We start from the raw sequence: 25,272 nt of genomic DNA, 5'->3' as shown, positions 1-25,272 counted from the left end.
TACACTGAAGGCGTGGTGAATCTCAACATTGCCGGCAAGACGTATCCGGCCACAGAGCCCTATCTGGTGGCACGCGAGAAGGTGCGCGAGTTCGCCTCCGCGGTGTTCTCGAACAGCGCGCTGAGTCGTGATCCGCGGGTCGCCCTCGACAGCGGATACGGCGGGGTCGTCGCACCGCCGACCTTCGCTGTGATCATCTCGCAGCGTGCCGAACAGCGCCTGCTCTTCGACCCCGACGCGGGCATCGACTTCACCCGTCTGGTGCACGGCGACCAGCGCTTCATCCACGAGCGGCCGATCGTCGCCGGCGACGAGCTGACCGCTCAGCTCACCGTCACCGCGGTGCGCAGGCTCGGCCACAACGCCATGGTCACGACGGTCACCAAGATTCGAGACCGTGACCAGCAGCTGGTGTCGACTGCCATCGCGACCTTCGTGATTCGCGAGGAGCCGGCCGAGGCCGCGCCTGAGACAGCACCCGAGACGGTGCCTGAGCCGGCGCAGGGCAGCAAGGAGGACGCACGATGAGCGACGCAGAGCAGACACCTCAGGTCGAGCCGCACACAGAGTCGCAGCTTGCCGCAGACACCCGCGATCTGCCTGCGGTCGAGGTCGGCGCGGAGTTCGGCCCGAGAACCGTGCACCTCACGCGAGACAGCCTGGTGCGCTATGCCGGGGCGTCCGGTGACTTCAACCCGATTCACTACCGTGACGATGCGGCCAAGCAGGCAGGCATGCCCAGCGTGCTGGCCCACGGCATGCTCACCATGGGTCTCGCGATTCAGCCGGTCGTCGACTGGGTCGCCGCGGGCGATCCCAGCCGCGTCTTCGACTATCAGGCGCGGTTCACCCGCCCGGTGCTCGTCGACGTCGAGACGGGTGCCGACGTGCAGGTGAGCGCCAAAGTCACGGCGATCGAGACGATCGAGCAGGGCGTGCACACCGGAAAGCGTGCCGCGAAGGTCACGATCACCGCGACCTTCGAAGGTCGCACGGTGCTCGGCAAGGCGCTGGCGCAGGTGCTGCTGTGACGTTCCGCTTCGCCGACGAGACCACGATGGGCGTCGGCGGCGGGGTCGAGCGTGTCTTCGACATCACCACACCGGCCGAGGCTCTGGAGGCACTCGGCGAGGTCGACGGCGTGCATGACGAATTCGTGGTGCTCGGCGGCGGGTCGAATCTGGTCGTCGCCGATGAGGGTTTCGAGGGGGCCGTGCTTCGGGTGCGCAACGAGGGCACTGACGTTCGCGTGCACGCCGAGGGCGTGCTCGACCTGCATGTGGCCGCCGGCGAGGTCTGGGACGACCTCGTGGCCCGAACGGTTGAGTCCGGCCTGGGCGGCATCGAGGCGCTGAGCGGTGTTCCCGGCCGCGTCGGGGCGGCGGTGATTCAGAACATCGGCGCCTACGGGCACGAGGTGGGTGAGGCACTGGTCTCTGTCGACTTCGCCGATGCCGCCACCGGTGAGCTGCGTACGATCTCAGCCTCCGACCTGGGGCTCGGCTACCGCACCAGTGCCTTCAAACGCGGAGAGCTCGAAGGCGTCGTGACAGCGATCACCCTGCGGCTGTACGGCGACGGGCTCTCGGCCCCGGTGCAGTATGCCCAGCTGGCAGCGGCACTCGGTGTCGAGGTCGGGCATCGCGCACCGGTGCAGCAGGTGCGTGACACGGTGCTGAGCCTGCGTCGCGGCAAGGGCATGGTCTACGACCCGGCAGACATCGACTCGCACGGCTGCGGGTCGTTCTTCACGAACCCGATCGTGCACGCCTCGTTCGCGAACGGGCTGCCGGCGGATGCCCCGCGCTGGCCCGTCTCGGAAGAAGCGCTGAACGGGCAATCGTCGACCGGCTCGTCGAGCGCCCCTGCGAACGACGCGGGGGATGCCGCTGTCGCAGCGGTGATCCCGCTCGATCGCTTTCGCGGCGACGAGCTGTACGCAGCCGGTCAGCAGGGACGACAGAGCAGTCGGCGTCTGGTCAAGCTGAGTGCCGGATGGCTGATCGAGCACGCAGGAGTGCACCGCAGCTTCGCGCTGCCAGGGTCACAGGCGGGTATCAGCTCTCGGCACACGCTGGCGATCACTAATCGCGGTGGCGCGACCGCCCGACAGGTCGTCGAGCTCGCCACGTTCGTGCAGACGCGGGTGGCCAACGAGTTCGGCATCGCGCTGCAGCCGGAGCCGATTCTGCTGGGATTCGGCGAGAACTGAGTCGGTCTCAGCGGCGGCGGAAGATCCGCGCTGCCAGCAGCACGCCCAACGCCGAGCTGCCGACGATCGCTGCGGTCTTGCCGAAGCGCTTCAGCTTGCGCGAGTACTCTGACGGATTCGCACGAGCAGTGAGTTCGGTGATGTCTGCCGAGAGCAGACGCTGGGTGTGCTCGATCTTCGCCTGAATGCGCTCGATCTCTGAGAGTCCCTGGCCGAGGTCGGTGTTGCTCATCGCTCGCTCCTGTTCGGGGTGATGGTGCTGACGATGCCGCGCACCGACTCGACGGTCTTCGGTGCGCCTTTGACCTTCTTGAACCGCTTGACGCCGATGAGCACGGCGAGTCCTGCGACGATCAGCCAGAACACCCCGAGGATCAGTCCCGACCAGCCGTTGCCGACCAGCAGCCCGAGTCCCCACCAGGCGCCGAGCGACAGAAAGAGCAGAGCGAAGACGACGATGGCGCCCGCACCGATGAACAGCGCGCCGCCGATGCCGGCGTTGCGACCTGAGTCGCGGAGTTCGGCCTTCGCCAGCTCGATCTCCTGGTGAACGAGATCCTGCACGCCGGTCGAGATGTCTCCCAACAGAGTGCTGATCGGGCGTCTCTCAGTCATGATCGTGTCGCCTTCCTTGAGTCCGGCCCTCAGTCTACGCTGAAGAATCGCTGCAGGCGGTGCACGCCCTCGAGCAGCGACTCGTCGTCGAGCGCGTATGAGAGACGCAGGTAGCCGCTGCGCCCGAAGGCCTCGCCCGGCACGACCGCGACGTCGGTCTGATCGAGCAGCAGATCGGCCAGCTCGAGCGTCGTGGTGGGAGTCACGCCGTGCCATTCGCGGCCGAGCACTCCGGTCACATCTGGGTAGGCGTAGAACGCACCCTCGGGCACCGGAACGACGAATCCGTCGATCTTCGACAGCTCGTCGACGATGAGGCGGCGGCGGCGGTCGAACGCCGCGCGCATCTCGGCCACGGCATCCTGCGGGCCGGTCAGGGCCTCGACGGCCGCGCGCTGCGACACGTTCGAAACGTTCGATGTGAGGTGCGACTGCAGGTTCGAGACGGCCTTGGCCACCCGCTGCGGGCCGACCAGCCAGCCGACTCGCCAGCCGGTCATCGCGTAGGTCTTGGCGACGCCGTTGACCAGCACGGTGTTGTCGGCGGCCTCGGGAATGACTGAGGCGATGCTGGTCGCGGTCACTCCGTCGTAGGTCAGGTTCTGATAGATCTCGTCGGCGAGAATCCAGATGTCGTGCTCGACCGCCCAGCGTGCGATCGCCTCGGTCTGCTCTCGCGTGTACACCGCGCCCGTGGGGTTCGAGGGCGAGACGAAGAGCACGAGTCGGGTGCGCTCAGTGCGGGCCGCTTCGAGCTGGTCGACCGTTACGCGATAGCCCTGGTCTGCGCCGGCGAAGACCTCGACCGGGGTGCCGCCGGCGAGACGGATCGCCTCGGGGTAGGTCGTCCAGTAGGGCGCCGGAAGGATGACTTCGTCACCCTCGCCGACGAGCGCAGCGAACGCCTCATAGACTGCCTGCTTGCCGCCGTTGGTGATGACCACCTGTGCGGGGTCGACCGTCAGGCCGCTGTCGCGCTGCGTCTTCGCCACGACTGCTCTGCGCAGATCGGGCAGACCGGCCGCGGGCGTGTAGCGAAAGTTGCCGGGGTCGTCGAGTGCGCGACGTGCGGCGTCGACGATGTTGGCCGGTGTCGAGAAGTCTGGCTCGCCGGCTCCGTAGCTGATCACCGGTCGGCCGGATGCCTTCAGGGCCTTCGCCTTTGCGTCGACCTTCAGAGTGGCTGATTCGTTGATGGCCAGGATGCGTGGGGAGAGAGGAAGTTCAGTGCTCACGGCCTCCAGTGTACGAGCAGGTGGTCGGTCGCGGCCACAGTCGACGCGCGCAGAATGCGCTGAGTTGCAGAATGCACTTGAGTTTCTGCGCGCACCGTCGTCGGGTGCGCGCGATGGCATACCTGGTGAGAGAGGGAGCGTCCATGAGAGAATGTCCCAACCTCGTGGCGGCGTCGCTCCTGGCCTCGCCGCACAGCGCGAGGCGAAGCAGCACACAGAAGACAAATGAAGACTCTGAGCAGGTGAGGGTCAACAGCGTTCAGTCGAACGCTGACAGCCAGAGGAGCAGCCATGAGAAACCGATTCATCCAGACCGGCGCCGCCGCCGCTGTCGCGCTCGCAGCCGTGCTCTCGCTGAGCGCCTGCAGCACGGCGCAGTCGAAAGACGACGCCTGCACGCAGCTGCGCAACATCGACGGCAGCGACATTCAGACGCCGAGCGCGTCAGAAGTGCGCTCCGGTGCGGCCAAAGATGCGCTCTCCGATGTGGCGAGCACGCTGGAGAACGCTGCCTCCGGCATCAGCAACGAAGAGGTCAAACCGTTGGTCGACGACGCTGCGACTTCGGCTCGCGGTGTCTCGGACTACTATTCCGAGAACTTCGCGAACGGCATCGACACCAATGTCACTGACCTCGAGGCAGCGAAGCAGCTGCAGACCAAGGCGACTGAGTTCAGCGACAAGACGAAAGACTTCACCGACAAGCTCAAGACTCTTCGCGACACCTGCCAACTCTGAGCAGCGCAACGGGTGAGCGGGCTGCGGCACAGTCGATCGGAAGTGCGACCCACCCCACGGCAGAGGCCGGAGCAGCCGTATGGACATGATGCGCGCAGCCCGCTACACTGGCAGACGGTATTGACAGATACCAAGCTGAACTGTGCCTTCGACGTCAGCGCACCGCGTGTCGGTGAAGATCGAGGGCCTCACGTGTGAACCACGTGAAGGGCGGTGGCTCAATTGGTAGAGCAGCGGTCTCCAAAACCGCAGGTTGCAGGTTCGAGTCCTGTCCGCCCTGCACATCTCGTGTGAACGGGGTGCTGTGCACACCGGCACGGTTGATGAGAGGGATGGAACCACATGGCTGCAGCGTCGAGCGACGAGCTGAACGCGCACCTGGTCGAGAACGCTGAGACTGACCGGGCCAAGGCTCGGGGCATCTTCGGGCGTCTCTTCCTGTTCTTTCGTCAGGTCTTCGGCGAGCTGAGAAAAGTCACCACACCGACTCGCAAAGAGCTCACCAACCAGACGCTGGTCGTGCTCGTGTTCGTGCTGATCATGATGGCCATCATCACTCTGCTGGACTTCGTCTTCGGCATGGGCGTGGGCTTCCTGTTCGAACGCAGCGCCTGAGCGCCTGTCGTCTGACAGCACCGGCACATCCATAGCAGCAAATCGAGGAAGACGAACGTGGCAGAAGAAGAGACTGAACAGGCCGTGACCGAGACTCCGCAGGTCGACGAGGCGACAGCCGAGACCGCGGCGACGGCTGACGCTGCTGAGGCGACTTCTGCCGATGAGACGGCGGCTGTCGAACCGGCCGAAGCGGATGCCGCCGAGGTCAGCGACGAGGAACGCGTCCTGGCTGACTTCCGTCGTGAGCTGCGGCGTGCCGCAGGCGACTGGTACGTCATTCACTCGTACGCAGGCTATGAGAAGAGCGTCAAGAACTCGATTCTGAAGCGCCGTGAGTCGCAGGCCGGTGGCGACGACGTGCTCGAGGTGCAGGTGCCGATCGAGACCGTGCGCGAGGTTCGCAACGGCCAGTACAAGCTCGTCAAGCGCGTGCGCATCCCCGGCTACGTGCTCGTCCGCATGTTCCTCAACGAAGACTCATGGGAGCTGGTGCGCCGCACTCCGGGCGTGACCGGCTTCGTGGGCAACGCGCATGACCCGCTGCCGCTGCGCCGCAAAGAGGTCTTCGACATGCTGAAGACCACTGTGGTGCAGGAGGCGCAGGCCGAGGCAGAGAAGGCCGCCGAAGCCGAACAGGGCGCCGCACCCAAGTCGAAGAAGTCGAAGGCACAGCCCGCTCGGGTCATCCCGGTCGACGTCGACTTCGAGATCGGTGAGACCATCACCATTAAAGAAGGCTCGTTCGCGGGCCTGCCCGGTACGATCAGCGAGATCAACACGACCAGCGGCAAGCTCACCGTGCTCGTCTCGCTCTTCGAGCGCGAGACTCCGGTCGAGCTTTCGTTCGACCAGGTCACCAAACAGCTCTGAGACGGCGCAAACGCGGCGCATCCTGATGCGTCGTCGCCGACTCGTCACAGACTTTCCGTGCAGAACGCGGAGAGAACATAGGTAAGAAGGAAAGAAAATGGCACCGAAGAAGAAAGCGGTGGGTTTCATCAAGCTTCAGATCGAAGCTGGTGCAGCGAACCCCGCACCGCCCATCGGCCCGGCACTGGGTCAGCATGGCGTGAACATCATGGATTTCTGCAAGGCCTACAACGCCGCGACTGAGTCTCAGCGCGGCAATGTGGTCCCGGTCGAGATCACCGTGTACGAAGACCGTTCGTTCACGTTCGAGCTCAAGACCCCGCCTGCAGCGAAGCTGATCCTCAAGGCAGCAGGCGTGCCCAAGGGCTCCGGCGTGCCGCACACCGACAAGGTGGGCTCGATCACGCACGAGCAGGCCAAAGAGATCGCTCAGACCAAGTTCGACGACCTCAACGCGAACGACATCGAGAACGCGGCGAAGATCATCGAGGGCACAGCGCGCTCGATGGGCATCACCATCAAGAAGTAGTTCCCACCGCCGTCGGCTCTCGACGGCGCACCAGACAGGAGTGGGAGGGTCACGCCGACCCGATGAACCACGACTGCACCAAACACTGCAACGGGGAGCCATCCCCGAGACATACAGGAGAAGCAGATGACCAGGCGTTCAAAAGCCTATGTGGCCGCGGCCGAGAAGATCGAGCCCGGCAAGTTCTACACTCCGGCGGAGGCTGTCGCCCTCGCCCGTGAGACCGGATCGGCCAAGACCGATTCAACCGTCGAGGTGGCGCTGAAGCTCAGCGTCGATCCTCGCAAAGCCGACCAGCTGGTGCGTGGCACCGTCAGCCTGCCGAACGGCACTGGTAAGACCGCCCGCGTGATCGTGTTCGCCAACGGCGACGCGGCCGACGCAGCTGCAGCCGCCGGCGCCGACGAGGTCGGCAGCGACGAGCTCATCGCCAAGGTGCAGGGAGGCTGGACCGACTTCGACGCGGCCGTCGCAACCCCTGACCTGATGGGCAAGGTCGGTCGCCTCGGTAAGGTGCTCGGCCCCCGCGGTCTGATGCCGAACCCCAAGACCGGTACGGTCACCACCGACCCGGCGAAGGCCGTCACCGACATCAAGGGCGGCAAGATCGAGTTCCGCACCGACAAGCACGCCAACGTGCACTTCATCGTCGGCAAGGCGTCGTTCACCCCCGAGGCGCTGACGCAGAACATCCAGGCCGCACTCGACGAGATCATTCGTCTGAAGCCGTCGGCTGCCAAGGGCCGCTATGTGACCAAGGGCGTCGTCTCGACGACCTTCGGCCCGGGCATCCCACTCGACGTCAACGCACTGGTCGTTCCGGCCAAGTAGTCGCACCGGTCGTCCTGACCTGCGCATTCGCAGAAAGCCCCGCACCCTCACTGAGTGTGCGGGGCTTTCTCGATGATGTGCGCCGGATGCGTCCTGGCATCGTCGGCCCGCATCTCGTCAGCCGTTCGTGGGCGCGGATGCATCGAGACTCTCTGCACGCTGCGAGTGGGCAGACCTCGTCGACTTCGCCATACTTGAGGTGGGGGGACAGCATTACTGGGCCCTCCCAATCGCATGGAACGCTCCAGAGGGCGTTCTGCAGTTTGATCCAGAGCACGATCCATAGGAGGATCCAGTCATGAGTGACACCACCACACTTCCCGCGCCGAAGCTCGGCAATCAGCTCGGTGCGGAGTTTCTCGGCACGTTTCTGCTCGTCTTCGGAGGCACCGGCGCAGCCGTGCTGGCGGCGACGGTCGACCACGGCATCGGCTATCTCGGTGTGGCCCTGGCGTTCGGCCTGACCGTAGTGGTCGGCGCCTACGCCTTCGGCCCGGTCTCCGGCGGCCACTTCAACCCGGCGGTCACCATCGGTCTCGCCGCAGCCGGCCGATTCTCCTGGAAGCATGTGCTGCCCTACGTCGCCGCCCAGATCGTCGGAGGCATCGTCGGTTCGGCCGTGCTGCTCGTGATCGCTTCGGGCCGCGCCGGCTTCAGCCTGAGCGACGGCTTCGCCACCAACGGGTACGGAGCGCATTCGCCTGAGGGGTATGGCATGCTGCCGGCGTTCGTGATCGAGTTCGTACTCACCGCGATCTTCCTCTACGTGATCATCGGCGTGACCGGAAAGCGCGCAGCGGCAGGATTCGCACCGCTGGCCATCGGCCTGACGCTCGCCCTCATCCACCTGATCTCGATCCCGGTGACCAACACCTCGGTCAACCCCGCGCGTTCGATCGCTCCGGCGATCTTCGTGGGCGGTGACGCACTGGTGCAGCTCTGGCTGTTCATCCTGGCACCTGTTCTCGGTGCGATCTTCGCCGGTGTGACCTACGCGCTGGTCACCGGCGAGCGCAAGTAGCGGTCAGACGAAGTCGGGCTCTGGCACGGCGTCGAGCCGGGCCAGAGTCTCGTCAGCGAGCTGCACGAGCTTCGCGATCTGCTGATCGTCTCGATCGACCCAGCGGGTGACCGGGTCGCCCAAGGGGCGGAAGTCCTCGTGCTGCTCCCAGACCAGCAGCGTGCGCTGGGCGCCCATCACGTACTGCTGCCACCAGATCTGACGCAGGTAGGTGCGGGGCAGCTTCTCGATCGGCTTCGTGCTGGTCTTGATCTCGGCCAGCAGCAGGTCGCTGCATCCGCTGCATTCGTTGATGCCGTCCGGCGTCGCCAGATGGCGGGCGTTGCCGTCCGAGCGAAAGAGCACCGTGCTGGTGTGCAGCCCGAAGTTCTGGCGCATCCACTCGGCGATCACCGGCTCGCGTTCGCGACCGTAGTCGGTGTAGGCGTTCCCCGAGAACCCGTGCGGGTCGCACTTCGACCGCACCACTCCATCCACCGATCGCGGGGTCGCGAGGTGCGCTGCGTCGGTCGCGGTGATGCCGAAGCTGCGGGCCTTGAGCCAGCTGATGCGATCGTGGCTGTCGGCGAGCACGCGGGAGCGCAGAAAGTCGGGAACGTGAGTCACGCCCTCCAGCCTAGCCACCGCTCTCGCAGACTGACGCAGAACCGGCGCACTGGCACAGATCGGCGCACTGACGCAGAACCGGCGCACCGGCACGGAACCGGTCAGCCCAGGCCGCGCAGGCTGAACACGGTGTACCACGAGGTTCCAGGCGTAGCCGGCGCCTCCTGTACGCCGTGGGCTCGGCAGAGCACCATCGCTGCGGCAGAGATCGCCTGCGCTTCTCTGTGGCTGCAGGGCAGCGGCTGCCGCAGAAGTCGAGCCCAGTCGTCGCAGTGCGCCCAGCGGGCGATCCGCTCGCTGACCTGGGTCGACGCGCAGGAGAAGCCCAGGGCCGACCCCCAACAGAAGACGCCCTGGGCGGCCCGATAGAGCCCGATGACCTGCGCGGGTGCTCGGAACCTTCGAGCGTCGTCGAACCACCAGGTCAGCTGCCCGGTGGCGATGTCGAACTCGACGTGACGCTCACCCCCGATGCCCCAGCGCATCAGGTGCGCACGCGATGCACGGTCGAGATGTCTGAGCCCGATCTGTGCCAGCCGATTCAACGACAACGAGCTCGCCTCGGGAGCGGGGCAACCTCGCTCATGCGCACTCAGCGGCAGATGGCAGCGTGGACAATAGGCATTGATCATCAGCGTTCCCCCCTAAGCCGCGTCCGCGGCTCCACTGGCCGTCAGAGTGACCAGACCAGAACGGGTCGGCTCCTTTGACGACCGCGTCAGTCCCATTCCACCGGAGTTCGTGCAGACTGCAACTGGAATCAGACGACTGTGGATAACTTCCCTTGCTCACAAGGGTAGGGGTATGCGCTCTTGTGTCGGTACGTGCGTGCGGCGGAGTGCTCTCATCGATACGAGGATCGAGCGTCTGGGGAAACGCCGGTCGAAGACCCGCTTGTGTCGACTCCTGACAACCGGTAGGCTAGTCGACGGCCAAAGACCGCCGGTTCCTGTCTAGTGACAGGCGAAGGTCACGAGAGTGACGACCTGCGTAGGTGAACGAACAACATGCACGACCGTGTCGAACGCGCCGTGCATCGAGCTCCGACATCTACGTCGGAGCTTTTTTCATTCTTGTGGGCATCGGGCCGCCGGCATGACATCACGAGGAGTGCAATGGCGAACAAGGAAGCTGCAGTCGCCGAGCTGACGGAGGAATTCCGTAGCTCAAGCGCAGTGCTGCTGACCGAGTATCGCGGCCTCACGGTTGCAGATCTGAAGAAGATCCGCGATTCAATCCGTGAGAATGCCACGTTCTCTGTGGTGAAGAACACGCTCGCGAAGATCGCCGCGAAGGAGGCGGGCATCGACGCATTCGACGATGCTCTCGCCGGCCCGAGCGCGCTGGTGTTCGTGCACGGCGACGTGGTCCCTGTGGCCAAGGCGCTGCGTGACTTCAGCAAAGAGAATCCTCTTCTGGTGCTCAAGAACGGCTACTTCGATGGCGCCGCTCTGACTCCCGAAGACGTGCAGAAGCTTGCCGATCTCGAGACCCGCGAAGTGCTGCTGGCAAAGCTGGCCGGCGCGTTCAAGGCCTCGCTGTTCGGTGCCGCATACCTGTTCAACGCACCGCTGTCGCAGGCCGCTCGCGCGGTCGACGCGCTGCGTCAGAAGAAAGAAGAGGCCGAGGCGTAAGACCTCTTCGGTCTTCACTACGGTTTCATCCGCAAACCACACATCAGACATCTGAGATAAAGGAACCATCATGGCAAAGCTGTCAACTGAAGAGCTCATCGCGGCCTTCAAGGAGCTCACCCTCATCGAGCTCAACGATTTCGTCAAGGCATTCGAGGAGACCTTCGAGGTCACCGCTGCCGCTCCCGTCGCCGTGGCTGCTGCCCCGGCTGCCGGCGGCGACGCCGAGGCTGCCGAAGAGAAGACTGAGTTCGACGTCGTTCTCGAGGCTGCTGGCGACAAGAAGATCCAGGTCATCAAGGCTGTTCGCGCCCTGACCAGCCTGGGCCTGGGCGAGGCCAAGGCTCTCGTCGACGGCGCTCCTGCGACCGTTCTCGAGGCTGCCAACAAGGAGACCGCCGAGAAGGCCAAGGCCGACATCGAGGCTGCAGGCGGCAAGGTCACCCTGAAGTGAGTCGATCGCTCGACTGAGTGAGCGGCCGACTTCGGTCGCCTGCACACAGCGAGCATCGGTGACGAGCCGGGGCTGACCCCGTTCCGAGCCGAGTCTCTGAAAGACCGCCAGGACTGTCATTCGTGACAGCCCTGGCGGTCTTCTCTGTCTCTGGGCGCAACTGCGCCCAAACGGTTCAGTCACCGGTAACATCCCCCTCGACCGGCCTAGACTGGCAGGGCACGATCTTCCGAGCACAGGAGCGCAGATGGCACAGCACGCTGAGGGATTCTTCGACAATCGCGAACGATTCCGAGACGCCGACATGGCGACGCGCGCTGTGCACGTGGGGCTCGACCCCGACAAAGAGACTGGGTCGGTGGTGCCGCCCATCTACCAGACGTCGACCTATGTGCAGGACGGCATCGGGCACGGACGCCACGGCTATGAGTACGGCCGCATGAGCAACCCGACTCGCGACGCCCTGCAGGTGAGCCTCGCTTCGCTCGAGAACGGAGCAGCGGCGTTGAGCTTCAGCTCTGGTCTGGCAGCCGAAGACGCCCTGCTGCGCACTCTGCTGAAACCCGGCGACACCGTGGTCAGCGGCAACGACGTCTACGGAGGCACGCATCGTCTGATCTCGAAGATCTGGGGCGAATGGGGTGTGCACTCAGTCGAGACCGATCTCTCTGACGTCGACCTCGCCCGCGGCGTGATCGAAGAGGCCCAGCCGCGCGTGGTCTGGATCGAGACACCCACGAACCCCATGATGCAGATCAGCGATGTCGCCGCACTCGCCGAGATCGCCCATCAGTCGGGCGCTCTGGTGGTCGTCGACAACACCTTCGCATCGCCGGTGCTGCAGCAGCCCATCAGCCTGGGCGCCGACTTCGTCGTGCACTCCACGACGAAGTACCTGGGCGGGCACTCCGACGTGGTCGGAGGTGCGGTGGTTCTCGCCACGGACGAATACGAAGACCGGCTCTGGTTCAGCCAGTACGCTCTGGGTGCGATCTCGTCGCCCTTCGACTGCTGGCTCACGCTGCGCGGCATCAAGACGCTCGGCCTGCGTGTGCAGCGCCACTCCGAGAACGCGCAGCAGCTCGCCGAATGGCTCTCATCGCATCCCAAGATCGAGCAGGCTTTCTATCCGGGGCTACCCAGCCACCCCGGCCACGACGTCGCGGCGAAACAGATGCACGGAGGCTTCGGCGGCATGGTCTCGGTGGCCGTCGCCGGCGGCGAGCAGGCCGCCCGCACCTTCGCCGAGAGCACGAAGCTGTTCGTGCTCGGCGAGAGTCTCGGCGGTGTCGAGTCGCTGATCAACTACCCGTCAGAGATGACCCATGCCTCAGTCAAGGGCACGCCCCTCGCGGTGCCGCTGAATGTCGTGCGCCTCTCGGTCGGCATCGAGGGCGTCGACGACCTGCAGGCTGATCTCTCCCAGGCGCTCGATCAGATCTGATCGGCTCGAGCCTGGTCTCAACTGCCGTCTCTACCGTCGCCGCCGCACATCAGGCAGCGCAGACAGTGCGATGGCGCCGAACGTGAGCACGGCGCCGCCGATCGCTGCGAACGAGACACCGGCCGTCGACGTCGGCCAGACCCAGTCGAGCAGCAGCGAGCCGAGCAGCTGCCCGCCGATCGCGGCGATGGTGAAGCGCAGCACGCCGATGCGTGGCACCATATGCGCACCGGTGAAGATGAAGACGATGCCCATGGCACCGCCGAGATACATCCACCACACGCCTGGCAGCTGCGGCACGATTGCCAGCCCGCGCGAGGTGCGTTCGATCAGCGTGACGACGAGCAGGGCGACGCTGCCGGCCACGAAGTTCATGTAGGTCGCGCTGAAAGGTGCTCTGGCGATCGTGGCGATGCGCCCGTTCATGGCCTGCTGGAACCCGCTGAGAATGCCGGCGCTCAGCGGCAGCAGCGCGGTGAGCAGCATCGTGCCGACGGCGAGCCCGGCGGGAATGCTGCCCGACACCGACCACACCACCGCCACGATGGTGACGGCGGCAGAGATGACTCGCAGTGGCGTCAGGGGCTGCCTCCGGTCGGACAGAAAGCCGAGTCGGTCGACGAGCAGCCCGCTCACGGTCTGCCCCGCGATCAGAGAGATCATGAACAGCGCCACGCCGAACACCCCCACGCTGATGCTCTGCGCGATCACCAGCCACGCACCCAGCGCGCCGGCCACGATGAGCCACGGCTGCATCCGTCGACTGCGGATCGCCGCCCACAGCGCACTGAGCGCACGCCGGTTGCCGGGCAGCACCAGCAGCACCGTCAGCAGCACGAATCCCGACCCGAAGCTCACGAACGCCGCGAAGACGGGGTCGCTGATCTCGCTGGCCAGGGCGCCGTTCATGCGGGACTGCACGGGCATGGTCAGGCCTGCGGCAACGGTGATCAGGGCGTCGAGAACCAGCCGTGCTCGCGATGGTGCGGCGGGCGGCGTGGATGATGGCTTACCGAGGGATGCCATGGGAGCTCCTGTTCACTGCGTCGGGGCGCCGTGAAGAACGCTCGCAGTCTCGTGCCCGGCGGCACGTGGCCGCGGGGACGTTGATACGGTCGTGGTCAGCGTGCGACGTGCACCCTGGTGAAGAGCACGAGCCCGACCAGCAGCACTGCCGCGATGCCCAAGATACCCCAGATCTGCGCACCGAGCAGTGCGACGGTCACACTGAACGCGGCCGGTGCCAGAAAGCTCACCGCGCGGCCGGTGGTGGCGTAGAGCCCGAAGATCTCGCCGTGGCGCCCGGCCGGGGTGATCGAGGTGAGGAACGACCGCGACGCCGACTGCACCGGCCCCACGAACACGCACATCAGCATGCCGAAGATCCAGAAGAAGGTCTTGCCGCCGCCCGAGGTCAGCAGTGTGAGCAGCGCCGCGGCGATCATGCCGATCAGCGAGACCGTGATGAGCACGCGTGGGCCGACGCGGTCGTCGACCATTCCCAGCAGCATCGTGGCGATGCCAGAGACTACATTTGCGGCGATCGCGAAGACGATAACCTCGCTGCTCGAGAAGCCGAATGTGCCGGCCGCGAGCACGCCGCCGAAGGTGAAGACCCCGGCGAGGCCGTCGCGGTAGACGGCGCTCGCGATGAGAAAGACGAGAGTGCTGCGCGCGCTGCGCCAGAGCCGTGCGATGGTGCGGCCGAGCTCGCGGTAGACGCCGAAGAACGAGGTGCGCGGGCCGGATGCACGGGCCGGCTCGGGCAGCCCGTCTCTCTGCAGCAGCGTGGGCAGCGCGAAGACGGCGAACCACAGCGCGGCGAGCAGCGCGACGGCGCGGTAGCGGGTGCCGTTCTCGTCGCCGACGCCGAACCAGCCGACCGCCGGGTTGATGAAACCGACCAGCACGATGGCGAGCAGCACGATGCCGCCGATGTAGCCCATGCCCCAGCCGATGCCCGACACCCGGCCCACGTCTTTGTGCGACGAGACGCCGGGCAGCAGCGCGTTGTACTCGGCACTGGCCAGCTCGAAGAAGATGTTGCCGACGGCGATCAGCGCGATGCCGAAGAACAGCCAGTCGGGGTCGGGCTGCACGAACCACATGGCGATCATGCAGACCACCGTGCCGAAGGTCATGATACCGAGGTTGCGGCGGCGATTGCCCGACTCATCGGAGCGATGCCCGAGCACCGGCGCGAGCAGGGCGACGATCAGCCCGGCCAGAGACAGTCCCAGACCGAGCCAGGAGGAGTGCTGCGCCAGAATGGCCTCGACCTGGTCGATGGCGGGACTCGACGTGAGACCGGCGGCTCTGTCGGCGTTGCGCTGGTCGACGAGCGCATGGTCGCCGATGAAGGCGGTGCTGGTCAGCCAGACGGTGTACACGAAGGTCGTGGTCACCGCGTTGAACGCTGCGGAGCCCCAATCCCACGACGCCCAGCGCAGGATGCGACCTCGCGTCGGCGGGATCGTTGCGGTTGCGGTTGCGGCCGCGTTGCCGTCGGCGCGGTGCAGATCGTTCGACATCACTGCAGACTATTCGCCCGAGGTGAACGAGAGATGACCATGGTGACCGTGTCACCCGGATCGAGTGAGAGTTCGGCGTGCCAGCCCGAGACGGCGATCGTCGTCGTGCGTCGCTCGCGGGCGTCGCTGGCGATGATCAGGACGAGCGAGTCGTCGGGGTTCTGAAAGGCGGCGTTGAGCGTGTACCCGGTCTCGTGCCCGGTGGAGGTGAGGCATCGGGCCCCGGGCCGTACGGCGCTGAGGTGGGCGAGGCTGTAGTAGCCCACGTTGCGTCGAACGGTCGTCTGTCTGTTGCCTGCCGGGTTCGTCTGCGGGGAGGCGATCACATCGACCACACCCTCCATCTGCGAGCCGTGGCGTCTGCCGGGAACCGCGCCCGGCCCCAGGAACGGGCCGCCGTGGCCGTCCAGCGCAAGGTTCCAGTAAGTGATCGACTCCGCCCAGTTGCGCGTCGCCCCGAGGGCGATCATCCGCATGTGCCAGCGCAGGTCGTGCGCGATCGGCTGGGCGAGCAGCGTCTTCGGATCGCGAAACGAGGTGATCTCGGTCAGATGGGCGCTGCGCTTGGGGAACGCACGGTGCACGACGCTCTGCGCGTCGGGTTCGCCTTTGTACCCGTGCCAGGCCGTGCCGTCGAGAAAGCGGCCGGCCGCCGGGTCGCCGAGCAGTCGCAGCACCTTGGAAGCGGCATCCCAGTTGTGGTCGTGGGCGAGCAGCCGGGTGTGCACCGACGAGGCGGCCAGCGCCGGCCCGAGGTGGTCGGCGATGAGCCGAATCTGATCGTGCACGCTCATCACCATGCCGGGATACCCCGGTGCCAGGCCGGGCTCGTTCTGCAGAGTCAGTAGGTCGACGGGATGCCCCAGCTCGGCCATGCGCTCGCAGTAGCGCACGAGGTAGTTCGCATAGTCGCCGAAGTGGCGGCGATCAAGTCGGCTGCGCCGTCCGAGCCAGGTGAGCCATGGGCGTGCGGTGCGTCTGGCGAGTCCCGGACCCAACCGACCGAACATGGTGGGTCGGGTCTTCATCCACGGTGGTGCCGACCAGGGCGATGCGATCAGGCGCAGGTCGGGCTGGATGCTGCGGATCTCGTCGAGCAGCGGCACGATCCGCCGTTCGTCGTGCTGCAGAGTGAACGCGCCGGGGCGCGGTTCGTAGTTGTAGATGCTGTTTGAGAAGTCGCTCGACCCGATGGTGAGTCGCAGTGTGGTGAGCCCCAGCGTCGGGATGTCCTGCGTGGCACCCTCCAGCGCGGTGGCCTCCCGCCTGGAGAGATCCCGCGTGGCGAAGAGTTCGTGCAGCAGCGCGCTGCGATGGCTGCTGGGCATGCTCAGCAGCACCTCGGCCGAAGCGTCGGTCAGCGCCGCGCCGAATCCGAGGATGCGCTGGCGTGGCGAGTCGGCGTCGATGACGATCGCGTGGTCGGGAACGAACGCGCCACGCTGCCAGCGCAGGTCGGCGGCGATGCCGGCGGTGGCATCCGCATACAGGCGTGTGCCGTCGCCGGAGGACACTCGCGCCGCGAGCAGCTCGGGCGGCTGGTCTGGGAGCATGAGTCTCAGCGTAGTCTGGCAGAGTGCTGAACATCGATCTTCATCCCGATCTCACGTTGGTCGTCTCGGAGGTGCGTGACGGCACCATGAAAGCCGCAGCCCCCGGGGCGAACGGCGACGACGCCCAGACGTGGGCTGAGGCGCGGCGAAATCGACGTGCGCTGCTGCGTCAGGCCGGTCTCGACCCCGAGCGCGCGGCCTACGTGCGCATCTCCTACGATCGATCCGACTTCTGCGAGTACCGCGAGGTCGACGAGGTGACTGCCGACGGGGCAGACGACGGTGCAGCCGACGGCGCGGGCGACGAACGAGACGCGACCCGCCACGAGACGATCAGCGCTCGGTTCGCGGATGACGCGTCCACCGCCTGCGACGCGCTCGCCACCGGACTGCCGGGCACACCGCTGCTGCTGCCGGTCGCCGATTGTATGCCGGTCGTGGCATATGACCCTGAGCATAAGGTGGTCGCGCTGACGCATCTCGGTCGTCACAGCGTCGAGCAGCTGGGCGGGCAGCGCACGGTCGAGTGGATGCAGCGGCGGTTCCGCAGCGACCCTGCTCAGCTGGTCGTGTGGCTGGGGCCGTCGCCGAACGGTCAGAGCTATCCGCTGCACGCGCTGGGTGATCGGTCGTTCGCCGAAGTGGTGCCGCAGCAGCTGCGCGATGCCGGGTTGAAGCGGCGCCATATCGTCGAGAGCGGCATCGACACGGTGAGCGATGCGCGGTTCTTCTCGCACAGCGAGTTTCTGGCCGGGCGGCAGCCGGTGGATGGACGCTATGCGGTGGCCGTCGCGCTGCACGGCAGGTCGGTGTCCGGGAGCATCGGAGATGGGCAGTCTGGGCAAGCCGGGCATTTCGGGCAGCTTGGGCGATCCGCGCAGTCTGGGCGATCCGGGCGGCCTGCGGAAGGTGCGTCGGAGGTCTCTCAGCCGCCGGCTGCCGAGCCGCACCGGGTCACGACCGTCGTCTCCGATGTGCTTGTCGAGGAGGGCGTGATCAGGGCGGGGGAGTGCACGGCGCTCAGCGGCCTCTCGGCTGACCCGGCGCATCCCGGGCTGCTCTATGCGGTGAACGACGACTCGGTCGGACTCACTCGTGTGTTCACGCTTGACGCGACCAAGACTCCCGTCGAGGCCGTCGCGGCGCTGACCGTGACGCAGGCTGACGGGTCGCCGGCGCATCTCGACGTCGAGGGCGTCTTCGCACGGCCGCAGGGCGGGTTCTGGCTCGCCGACGAAGGCGCGACCGGGCCGGGCAACGCCGTGCACAGAGTCGATGCCTCGGGGCGCATCCGTGCGACGGTGCGTCTGCCCGAGGCGGTCTCGCGTCACCTGGGCAAATGGGGGTTCGAGGGCGTCACGGCGTTCACCGACCCGCGCGGTCAGGAGTGGCTGTTCGTCGTGATTCAGCGGCCGCTCTGGAAAGACCCGGCGGCGAAGCCTCGTGAGGCGGGCGTCGACGGCCCCGACGTGATCCGCATCGGCTGCCTTCGTGTGGATGCTGCGCTGGGCGGCCCAGGCGGCGCGGGTGATGACGCTGGCGGCGTGGGCGATGACGGTGGCGTGAGCGATGAGAGAGGTTCGTCGGACGCCGCATGGAGCTGGCACGGCTACGGTCTCGACCCGGCGTCGGATCGCAAGAACGACTGGGTCGGCGTCTCCGAGATCTCGGTTGCCACGGTCACCGGCGAGGGAGGGTTTTCTGACGATCCCGGCTGTCGTGTCACGCTCGTGCTCGCCGAACGCGACAAACAGGAAGGCGACCGCGCGCGCACGAAACGCATCTATGCGGTCGATCTGGAGCATCCGGGGCAGGTGACGACCGACAGCGCCGGCAGCCTGGTGCCGATCACCGTGCCGGTGCCGAAGCGGCTCGTGGCCGATCTGCTGCCGTGGCTGCGCGAACCGGGTGGACAGGTGCAGGAGAAGCTCGAGGGCGTCACGGTCGATGCTCGCGGGCGGCTCTTCGCGCTGACCGACAACGCAGGCGACAGTCATGCGCCCTGCGCGACGGTGTTCGTCGATCTGGGGGTGCGTGACTTTGGCTGAGCGCGGCTGTGGCTGACCGCGACTTTGGCTGACCGCGGCTTTGGCGTGTGGGGCAGGGCTCGGTCAGGCCGGTGCCGCAATGTCGGTGGGTGCTGTCAGACTCTGACCATGCACACGAGAAGCCAGATTCCCAGCGCAGCGGCACTTGCCGATCTGGTTGAGTCTGCGTGCTCGGGGCAGCGCGACCTTTTCGCCGCCGAAGGCAGGCAGGCCGCCGAGCTCGTCGCCGTGCACGCTGCGTCAGTCGATGCGGCGCGGCAGCATCGGGTCGACCCTGGCGTCTACCTGCGCGGAGTCTACGCAGACATCGGTACGCGCCTGGGCTGGTCTGAGCGCACGGTATCGCGGCTCATGAATCTGGCCGAGAGCCTGCAGCGTCAGCTGCCCGCCACCCTCGAAGCCTGGCAGCGAGGCGAGCTCGGGCGTCAGCACGCCGAGGTGTTCAACGCCGAGCTCGGCGGCCTCGACGAAGACCGGCGCCGTGAGACAGAGCAGGCCCTGTTGCAGCGCATGGTCGATCGGCCGATGCCTCCGGCGCGACTGCGCGATCTGGCTCGCCGCCTGGCCGAGACGTTCGAGCCTGAGACCATGGCCGAGCGTCATCGTGCCGCCCGAGCAGAGCGCTTCGTGACGATCGAGCCCGACCGTGACGGCATGGCCTGGTTGAGCGTGCGTCTGCCTGCGGTAGATGCAGTGGCCGCCCACCAGCGCACTCGCGCGATCGCCCGTGGTCTGCAGGCGGCGGCCAAGACGATGCCACAGGGCGATCAGACGCAGGCCGCGCCCACTGTCGACCGGCGCACATTCTCGCAGCTGCACGCCGATGTGGTGCGCGACCTGCTGGTGCACGGCACCTGTGGCGCTGAGGCAGCCGAAGGCGGTTCCGTCGCTCTGGGCACGACAGGCCGGGATGCCAGCGGCGCGAACCGAGACCCCGGCAGTTCGGGTCGAGACTCTGGTAGTTTAGCTCGAGACTCTGGCAGAGCCCATGAGCTGCCGCGACTGGGCGAGGGTGTGCGCGCGCAGGTGCAGGTGGTCGTTCCGGTCGATCTGCTGATCGACGAGATCGCCGGCCACCCCGTCATCAGCTCGGGCGCGATGGCAGAGCTGCGCGGCTACGGTGCGATCGACCCGGTGACCGCACTCGAACTTGCCGCCTCCGCTGATGGTCTCGGCCGCATCCTCACTGACCCGGCCACAGGGCAGGTGCTCGAAGCCGGGCGCACGGTCTATCGGCCGCCGGCGGCGCTCGCGAGGTTCGTGCGCGAGCGTGACCAGACCTGTCGATTTCCGGGATGTGCGGTGCCGGGGCAGAACTGTGAGATCGATCACACGCTCGACTGGCAGTGGGGTGGGCCGACCGACGCGAGCAACCTGGCGTGTCTGTGCCGGCGGCATCATGTGATGAAGCATCATTCCGGCTGGAACGTGATGCATGTCAACGACGATGCCGACCTGCTGTGGACGAGCCCGACCGGCGCGGTCCACCAGACCTTCGCGCCGTGCACCGGGCCCATTCGCCACGGGCCGGGCTTCGAGACGCCGCCTCAAGACATCGATGTCGAGAGCCTGGTCGACCTTGACCCGCCAGATCTGCTTGATCTGTCTGACCCGCCAGACGTGCCAGATTTGGGTGCGCCCGCGCCGTTCTAGAAGGCTGTCGGGAGATCCTCAGCACCGGTTTCATGGTCAAGGCCGAGGTTCGGAGCACAGCATGACGGCTGCGTCATCCACCTGCGCCGTACGCTGAGACTTCTCGGCCAGATGATCTCGGCCAGATGATCTCAGCCAAAGGATCTCAGTCAGAGGCGCCCGCAGTGAGACCGCGACGTTTCAGCAGCGGCTCGATCGCAGCATCCGTCCCCCGAAACTCGACGTAGGTCTTCTTGGTGTCCTGGCTGCCGCCACGTGTGAGCAGCTCGCGACGGTAGTGTTCGCCGGCAGAACGCGACAGACCGCCGTGTTCGGCGAACCACTGTTCGGTGTCGGCGTCGAGCACCTCGCTCCAGATGTAGGAGTAGTACCCGGCCGAGTAGCCGCCCGAGAAGATGTGCTGAAAGAAGCTCGTGCGGTAGCGCGGCAGTACGAGCTTCGAGGCCAGCCCCCGCTGCAGCAGGGCCTGCTGCTCGAAACGCGACACGATCTCGCCTTCTGACGTTGAGTCGACGCCGTCGCCACCCTCTGCAGCGGGCTCGACCAGCGCATCCGCCTCAGCGGTCGACAGCGAGTGCCATGCCAGGTCGATGACCGAAGCCTGCAGATACTCTGTGGTCTCGTAGCCCTGGTTGAACGTGCTGGCCGCCTTCAGACGGTCGATCAGCTCCTGCGGAATCACCTCGCCGGTGCGCACGTGCTTCGCATAGTGCGGCAGCACCGCAGGATGCAGTGCCCACGTCTCGTTGAACTGGCTCGGCAGCTCGACGAAGTCACGCGGCACGTTGGTGCCCGAGAACTGCGGGTAGCGCACGTCGCTCAGCAGGCCGTGCAGCCCGTGTCCGAACTCGTGGAAGAGCGTGTGCACCTCGTCGAGCGTCAGCAGCGTCGGCTCGCCCGTCGGCGGCTTCACCAGATTCAGCACGTTCACCACGATCGCACGCTCGTCTAGCAGTCGTGACTGGTCGACGAATGAGCTCATCCACGCACCGCCGCGTTTGGTCGGTCGGGCATAGAGATCGAGCAGGAAGAGGCCGACCGCCTCGCGCTGCGGAGCATCGCCGGCTTCAGCGACGGGCGTGCGCGAGACCTCGAACACACGAACGTCGGGGTGATAGCCGTGCAGGTCGGGCCGCTCTTCGAGATGCACGCCGTACAGCTGCTCGGCCGCGTAGAACACGCCGTCGCGCAGTACCCGCTCCACCTCGAAGTACTCGCTCAGGGCCTCGGCGTCGATGTCGAACTCTCGTTTTCGACGCAGCTCGGTGTAGTACGGCCAGTCCCAGGCCTGAAGCGTGAACCCCTCGCCTCGCTCGGCAGACGCGGTCTCGGCGGCACCGTTCGCCTCGCCGCTCTCACTCTCTTCGTCGATCAGCTTCTGCAGCTCACGTGCTTCGTCCTGGGCGTTCGCCATTGCTGCCGGAGCGAGCCGCTGCAGCAGGGTGTCGGCAGCCTCCAGGCTGCCCGCTGTCTCGTCGGCGAGCACGTACTCGGCATGATTCGCATAGCCGAGCAGCTCGGCACGATGTGCCCTGAGCTGAGCGATGCGCACCGCAATCGTCCGGGTGTCGTTGGGGCCGCCATGTGCGCCGCGTTCGAGAGAGGCCCGCAGAATGCGCTCGCGCGTCGCACGCACCGTGAGCTTCGACAGCCATGGATGCCCGCTCGGCAGCACGAGGGTCACCATGTGCTTGCCGTGGTAGCCCGCCTCGTCGGCGGCGGCGGATGCCGCGGCCAGTTCCGTCGCATTCAGGCCGTCGAGCTCGGCCGGGTCATCGAACACCACGCCGAGTGCATTGGAATCGTCGAGCAGCCTCGCGCCGAAGCGCGTGCTCAGCGTCGAGAGCTCGGTGTTGATCTCGCGCAGGCGCTGTTGCGCCTCAGGCTCCAGCCCCGCACCCGCACGCACGAACCCGAGATGTGTGCGCTCGATCAGCCAGCGCGATTCGGCATCCAGAGACAGCTCGTCGCGCTGGTCGTAGACCGCCTGCACCCGCTCGAAGAGACGCGGGTTCAGTGAAATCGCGTCGTAGTGCTCGCTGAGCACGCCCGAGATGCGCTCTTCGAGCTCGAGCAGTGCCGGGGTGCCGTCGGTGCTCGTCAGGTTGAAGAACACCGAGAGCACCCGATCGAGAGCCCACCCGCTGCGCTCGAGCGCCACGATCGTGTTCTCGAACGTCGCAGGTTCGTCGCTGTCGGCGATGTGCACGATCTCGCGGTCGTGCTGCACGAGCGCGTCGGCAATCGCCGGCTCGTAGTCGTCTTCGCCGATCGTGGCGAAGTCGGGCAGTCCGTAGGGAAGACCGGTGTGCAGCAGTCGCTGTGAGAGCAGGTCAGACGAAGGATGCGATGCGTGCGAAGTCATGCGGCCAGCGTACCGCGCCGGGCAGGTCGAGAGGTCCTGCCCGGCGTTCGGCGGCCGTCACCGGGTCTGCATGATCACTGAGTCCGGGCTACCAGGTCTGGTTGCCGTCGCCCTTCGGGCCGCCCTTGTGCCCGTCGCGGCGGTCGCTCTTGTATGCCGGGCGGTAGCTCTTGCCCTTGCCGCCGCGGCCGTTGTCCCGGCTGTCGCGGGCGGCGCGGTCGTCAGCCGTCCAACGACGTTTGGGCCCGCTGTGACCGTCGCGCCTGAAGTCGCCCTCGCCGCGATTGTCGCGATGCTCATGCCGGCCGCCGTTATCGCGGTTGTCGCGTCGGTCGTCACGGTTCCAGTCCCGACGGCCGCCGTCATGCCGGTCGTCGCGGTTCCAGCCTCCGCGGCCGCCGTCACGTCGGTCGTCGCGTCGGTTGTCGAAACGGTCGCCGTCGCGCCGGTTCCCTTTGTACCCGCCGCGGTCATTGCGATCATTGCGGTCGTTCCGGTCATTCCGATCGTTGCGCCAGCCCCCGCGTCCGCCGCGGTCGTTGCGATCACCGCGACCGTTTCGGTCGCCACGCTCGCTGCGATCGCCACGGTACCCACCGCGGTTGTCGTGCCCGCCCTGGTAGCCTCCGCGGCCGCCCTTGTTGTAGCCGCCCTTGTTGTAGCCGCCCTGACGGTCGTCGCGGTTGCGGTGCGGCACGGCCTCAAGGTGATCGCGCTCGGGATCGAGCAGCAGCGGGCGATCGCCCTGGGCGACCAGAGCCAGCGCCGCGGCGACGTCGGCCTCGGGCACGTCGTTGTGACGCACATAGTGGTCGATCACATCGCGCAGTTCGCTGATCTCAGACTCGCGTTCGAGCGCCTCGGTGATGCCGTCGTCGAAGCGGCTCAGCCGCGACTCGTTGACCTCGTCGACGCTCGGCAGCGACATGCGGTCCATCTTCTGACGAGTGGTGCGCTCGATCTGCTCCTGCAGACGGCGCTCGCGCGGGGTGATGAAGCTGATCGCAGCCCCCGTGCGCCCGGCACGACCGGTGCGCCCGATGCGGTGCACGTACGACTCCGGGTCGCTCGGGATGTCGTAGTTGATCACGTGTGTGATGCGTTCGACGTCCAGCCCGCGAGCGGCGACATCGGTGGCGACGAGCACGTCGATCTGGCCGTTCTTGAGCTGCTCGACGGTGCGCTCACGCTGTGCCTGCGGCACGTCGCCGTTGATCGCGGCGGCCGAGAAGCCGCGTGCGCGCAGCCGCTCGCTGACCGTCTCGGTGTCGCCGCGGGTGCGCACGAACACGATCACGCCGTCGCTGCCCTCGACCTCGAGCACGCGTGCGAGCACGTCGAGCTTCTGGCGGCCGGCGACCACGAGAAAACGCTGCGACACATTGGTGTTGGTCTGCGTCTTGGTCTTGACCGTGATCTCTGCCGGGTCATGCAGGTGCGTCTTGGCGAGACGACGGATCTGCTGCGGCATGGTCGCCGAGAACAGTGCGATCTGTCGGGTGTCGGGGGTGCTGGCGAGAATCGTCTCGACGTCGTCGACGAAGCCCATCTGCAGCATCTCGTCGGCTTCGTCGAGCACGAGCATGCGCAGCTGCGACAGGTCGAGGGTGCCGCGCTTCATGTGGTCCATGATGCGTCCCGGGGTGCCGACGACGATGTGCACGCCCTTGCGCAGTGCTGAGAGCTGCATGCCGTAGGCCTGGCCGCCGTAGACCGGCAGGATGCGCACGCCGGGCATCTTCTGCGCGAACCGCTCGACGGCCTCGCAGACCTGGAGCGCCAGCTCGCGGGTGGGTGCGAGCACCAGCGCCTGAGGTGCGTTCACCTGTGGGTCGACGGATGCCAGCATCGGAAGTGCGTAGGCCGCGGTCTTGCCGGTGCCGGTCTGCGCCTGGCCGACGACGTCGCGTCCGGCGAGCAGAGTCGGAATGGTGGCCGACTGGATCGGCGAGGGAGTCTCGTAGCCGATGGCGTCGAGCGCGTCGAGCAGCGGCTTGGGCAGCCCGAGATCGGCGAACGCGTTGTCCGTCGTCTCGTCGGTCTTGGCCTCAGCTTTGGTCTCGGTGACCGTTTCGGTGGCAGGCTCAGCAGACTCGGACTCAGCAGGGCGTTCGGAAGGGGTGTTCACAGGGGTGTGCTCCTCAGCTGCTGGCGTGTGCTCGGCAGCGGTGTCGATGGCAGCTGACGCGTCGCTCGCGTCAGCAGATGGTGCAGAAGAAGATGAAGAAGATGTGGGAGAAGACGAAGAACCAGCGGCAGAATCAGAAGTCACCAATTGATCGTAGTCGCTGGCAGGGTGTCGCGTCCACAGCGCA

At 66.5% G+C, this 25,272-nt stretch carries 24 protein-coding genes and 1 tRNA gene; 15 read left to right on the top strand and 10 right to left on the bottom strand.

Features of this window, described 5'->3' with window-relative positions; all coding sequences use genetic code 11:
• The first annotated feature begins 12 nt into the window (after positions 1-12).
• Genes F8O08_RS09620 through F8O08_RS09610 form a run of 3 tightly spaced genes read left to right on the top strand, consistent with a single transcriptional unit; the run spans position 13 to position 2,212 of the window.
• On the top strand, positions 13-528 hold the full coding sequence (locus tag F8O08_RS09620; protein ID WP_158043129.1) for a MaoC family dehydratase N-terminal domain-containing protein: 516 nt from the start codon (positions 13-15) through the stop codon (positions 526-528).
• Positions 525-1,031: a MaoC/PaaZ C-terminal domain-containing protein gene (locus tag F8O08_RS09615; RefSeq protein WP_158037086.1), complete on the top strand. Its 507-nt coding sequence runs from the start codon at positions 525-527 to the stop codon at positions 1,029-1,031. The genes F8O08_RS09620 and F8O08_RS09615 overlap by 4 nt, the downstream gene beginning before the upstream one ends.
• Positions 1,028-2,212: a UDP-N-acetylmuramate dehydrogenase gene (locus F8O08_RS09610; RefSeq protein WP_225733627.1), complete on the top strand. Its 1,185-nt coding sequence runs from the start codon at positions 1,028-1,030 to the stop codon at positions 2,210-2,212. The genes F8O08_RS09615 and F8O08_RS09610 overlap by 4 nt, the downstream gene beginning before the upstream one ends.
• A gap of 7 nt (positions 2,213-2,219) precedes the next feature.
• On the opposite strand, the gene F8O08_RS09605 is transcribed toward F8O08_RS09610, so the two are convergent.
• Genes F8O08_RS09605 through F8O08_RS09595 form a run of 3 tightly spaced genes read right to left on the bottom strand, consistent with a single transcriptional unit; the run spans position 2,220 to position 4,062 of the window.
• A complete protein-coding gene (locus F8O08_RS09605) occupies positions 2,220-2,444 on the bottom strand; it encodes a DUF3618 domain-containing protein (protein ID WP_158037087.1) in 225 nt (74 codons plus the stop codon).
• Positions 2,441-2,827, bottom strand: coding sequence for a phage holin family protein (locus tag F8O08_RS09600; protein ID WP_158037088.1), 387 nt, complete (start codon positions 2,825-2,827; stop codon positions 2,441-2,443). The genes F8O08_RS09605 and F8O08_RS09600 overlap by 4 nt, the downstream gene beginning before the upstream one ends.
• 29 nt (positions 2,828-2,856) lie before the next feature.
• The gene (locus tag F8O08_RS09595; RefSeq protein WP_225733626.1) at positions 2,857-4,062 is read right to left on the bottom strand and encodes a pyridoxal phosphate-dependent aminotransferase; all 1,206 of its coding nucleotides are present in this window, start codon (positions 4,060-4,062) and stop codon (positions 2,857-2,859) included.
• A 291-nt stretch (positions 4,063-4,353) separates the two neighbouring features.
• Between F8O08_RS09595 and F8O08_RS09590 the strand changes: the two genes are divergently transcribed.
• From F8O08_RS09590 to aqpZ, 7 genes are all read left to right on the top strand, one after another.
• A complete protein-coding gene (locus tag F8O08_RS09590; protein WP_158043127.1) occupies positions 4,354-4,800 on the top strand; it encodes a hypothetical protein in 447 nt (148 codons plus the stop codon).
• Positions 4,801-5,007: 207 nt separating this feature from the next.
• Positions 5,008-5,080, top strand: a tRNA-Trp gene (locus F8O08_RS09585).
• Between the two features lie 62 nt (positions 5,081-5,142).
• Positions 5,143-5,415 carry a preprotein translocase subunit SecE gene (gene secE, locus F8O08_RS09580; protein ID WP_158030296.1) on the top strand — a complete coding sequence of 91 codons (273 nt, stop codon included), beginning with the start codon at positions 5,143-5,145 and terminating at the stop codon, positions 5,413-5,415.
• Between the two features lie 57 nt (positions 5,416-5,472).
• Positions 5,473-6,288 carry a transcription termination/antitermination protein NusG gene (gene nusG / locus F8O08_RS09575; protein WP_225733315.1) on the top strand — a complete coding sequence of 272 codons (816 nt, stop codon included), beginning with the start codon at positions 5,473-5,475 and terminating at the stop codon, positions 6,286-6,288.
• A 97-nt stretch (positions 6,289-6,385) separates the two neighbouring features.
• Positions 6,386-6,817, top strand: coding sequence for a 50S ribosomal protein L11 (gene rplK / locus F8O08_RS09570; RefSeq protein ID WP_158030294.1), 432 nt, complete (start codon positions 6,386-6,388; stop codon positions 6,815-6,817).
• A gap of 126 nt (positions 6,818-6,943) precedes the next feature.
• Positions 6,944-7,648: a 50S ribosomal protein L1 gene (rplA, locus tag F8O08_RS09565; protein WP_158030293.1), complete on the top strand. Its 705-nt coding sequence runs from the start codon at positions 6,944-6,946 to the stop codon at positions 7,646-7,648.
• A gap of 298 nt (positions 7,649-7,946) precedes the next feature.
• Positions 7,947-8,669, top strand: coding sequence for an aquaporin Z (gene aqpZ, locus F8O08_RS09560; RefSeq protein ID WP_158037092.1), 723 nt, complete (start codon positions 7,947-7,949; stop codon positions 8,667-8,669).
• Positions 8,670-8,672: 3 nt separating this feature from the next.
• Here aqpZ and F8O08_RS09555 read toward each other — a convergent pair whose 3' ends face one another.
• Both F8O08_RS09555 and F8O08_RS09550 read right to left on the bottom strand, forming a co-directional pair.
• Positions 8,673-9,275, bottom strand: a complete 603-nt coding sequence (locus F8O08_RS09555) for a YqaJ viral recombinase family protein (RefSeq protein WP_158037093.1) — start codon at positions 9,273-9,275, stop codon at positions 8,673-8,675.
• A gap of 101 nt (positions 9,276-9,376) precedes the next feature.
• Positions 9,377-9,826, bottom strand: coding sequence for a DUF6882 domain-containing protein (locus F8O08_RS09550; RefSeq protein WP_158037094.1), 450 nt, complete (start codon positions 9,824-9,826; stop codon positions 9,377-9,379).
• A gap of 564 nt (positions 9,827-10,390) precedes the next feature.
• Between F8O08_RS09550 and rplJ the strand changes: the two genes are divergently transcribed.
• From rplJ to F8O08_RS09535, 3 genes are all read left to right on the top strand, one after another.
• Entirely contained in the window at positions 10,391-10,909 is a 519-nt protein-coding gene (rplJ, locus tag F8O08_RS09545) for a 50S ribosomal protein L10 (RefSeq protein WP_158030289.1), read from the top strand.
• A 70-nt stretch (positions 10,910-10,979) separates the two neighbouring features.
• Entirely contained in the window at positions 10,980-11,363 is a 384-nt protein-coding gene (gene rplL, locus F8O08_RS09540; RefSeq protein ID WP_158030288.1) for a 50S ribosomal protein L7/L12, read from the top strand.
• Positions 11,364-11,610: 247 nt separating this feature from the next.
• A complete protein-coding gene (locus F8O08_RS09535) occupies positions 11,611-12,807 on the top strand; it encodes a cystathionine gamma-synthase (protein ID WP_158037095.1) in 1,197 nt (398 codons plus the stop codon).
• Positions 12,808-12,837: 30 nt separating this feature from the next.
• Here the strand turns inward: F8O08_RS09535 and F8O08_RS09530 are convergent, their stop codons facing one another.
• The 3 genes from F8O08_RS09530 to F8O08_RS09520 all read right to left on the bottom strand — a co-directional run bounded on the left by F8O08_RS09530 (position 12,838) and on the right by F8O08_RS09520 (position 16,891).
• Positions 12,838-13,833 carry a DMT family transporter gene (locus F8O08_RS09530; RefSeq protein WP_158043126.1) on the bottom strand — a complete coding sequence of 332 codons (996 nt, stop codon included), beginning with the start codon at positions 13,831-13,833 and terminating at the stop codon, positions 12,838-12,840.
• A 95-nt stretch (positions 13,834-13,928) separates the two neighbouring features.
• Positions 13,929-15,338: an MFS transporter gene (locus F8O08_RS09525; protein ID WP_158043125.1), complete on the bottom strand. Its 1,410-nt coding sequence runs from the start codon at positions 15,336-15,338 to the stop codon at positions 13,929-13,931.
• Complete coding sequence (locus tag F8O08_RS09520) at positions 15,338-16,891, bottom strand: glycoside hydrolase family 30 protein (RefSeq protein ID WP_158043124.1); 1,554 nt, start codon at positions 16,889-16,891, stop codon at positions 15,338-15,340. Before F8O08_RS09520 ends, F8O08_RS09525 begins: the two co-directional genes overlap by 1 nt.
• Positions 16,892-16,914: 23 nt before the next feature.
• Between F8O08_RS09520 and F8O08_RS09515 the strand changes: the two genes are divergently transcribed.
• Together F8O08_RS09515 and F8O08_RS09510 are read left to right on the top strand one after the other, a co-directional pair.
• Positions 16,915-18,939: an esterase-like activity of phytase family protein gene (locus tag F8O08_RS09515; protein WP_158043123.1), complete on the top strand. Its 2,025-nt coding sequence runs from the start codon at positions 16,915-16,917 to the stop codon at positions 18,937-18,939.
• A gap of 108 nt (positions 18,940-19,047) precedes the next feature.
• Positions 19,048-20,592, top strand: coding sequence for an HNH endonuclease signature motif containing protein (locus tag F8O08_RS09510; RefSeq protein ID WP_158043122.1), 1,545 nt, complete (start codon positions 19,048-19,050; stop codon positions 20,590-20,592).
• Between the two features lie 145 nt (positions 20,593-20,737).
• On the opposite strand, the gene F8O08_RS09505 is transcribed toward F8O08_RS09510, so the two are convergent.
• Entirely contained in the window at positions 20,738-22,957 is a 2,220-nt protein-coding gene (locus tag F8O08_RS09505) for a M3 family metallopeptidase (RefSeq protein ID WP_158043121.1), read from the bottom strand.
• An 88-nt stretch (positions 22,958-23,045) separates the two neighbouring features.
• Positions 23,046-25,085, bottom strand: coding sequence for a DEAD/DEAH box helicase (locus F8O08_RS09500; RefSeq protein WP_412973620.1), 2,040 nt, complete (start codon positions 25,083-25,085; stop codon positions 23,046-23,048).
• Positions 25,086-25,272: the final 187 nt, after the last annotated feature.

The sequence above is a fragment of the Pseudoclavibacter sp. CFCC 13611 genome (assembly GCF_008831225.1).
In the GTDB taxonomy this organism is placed as follows: Bacteria; Actinomycetota; Actinomycetes; order Actinomycetales; family Microbacteriaceae; genus Pseudoclavibacter_A.
Note: the sequence above shows the minus strand (reverse complement) of the source record. Positions and strands in the feature narration are given on the sequence as shown.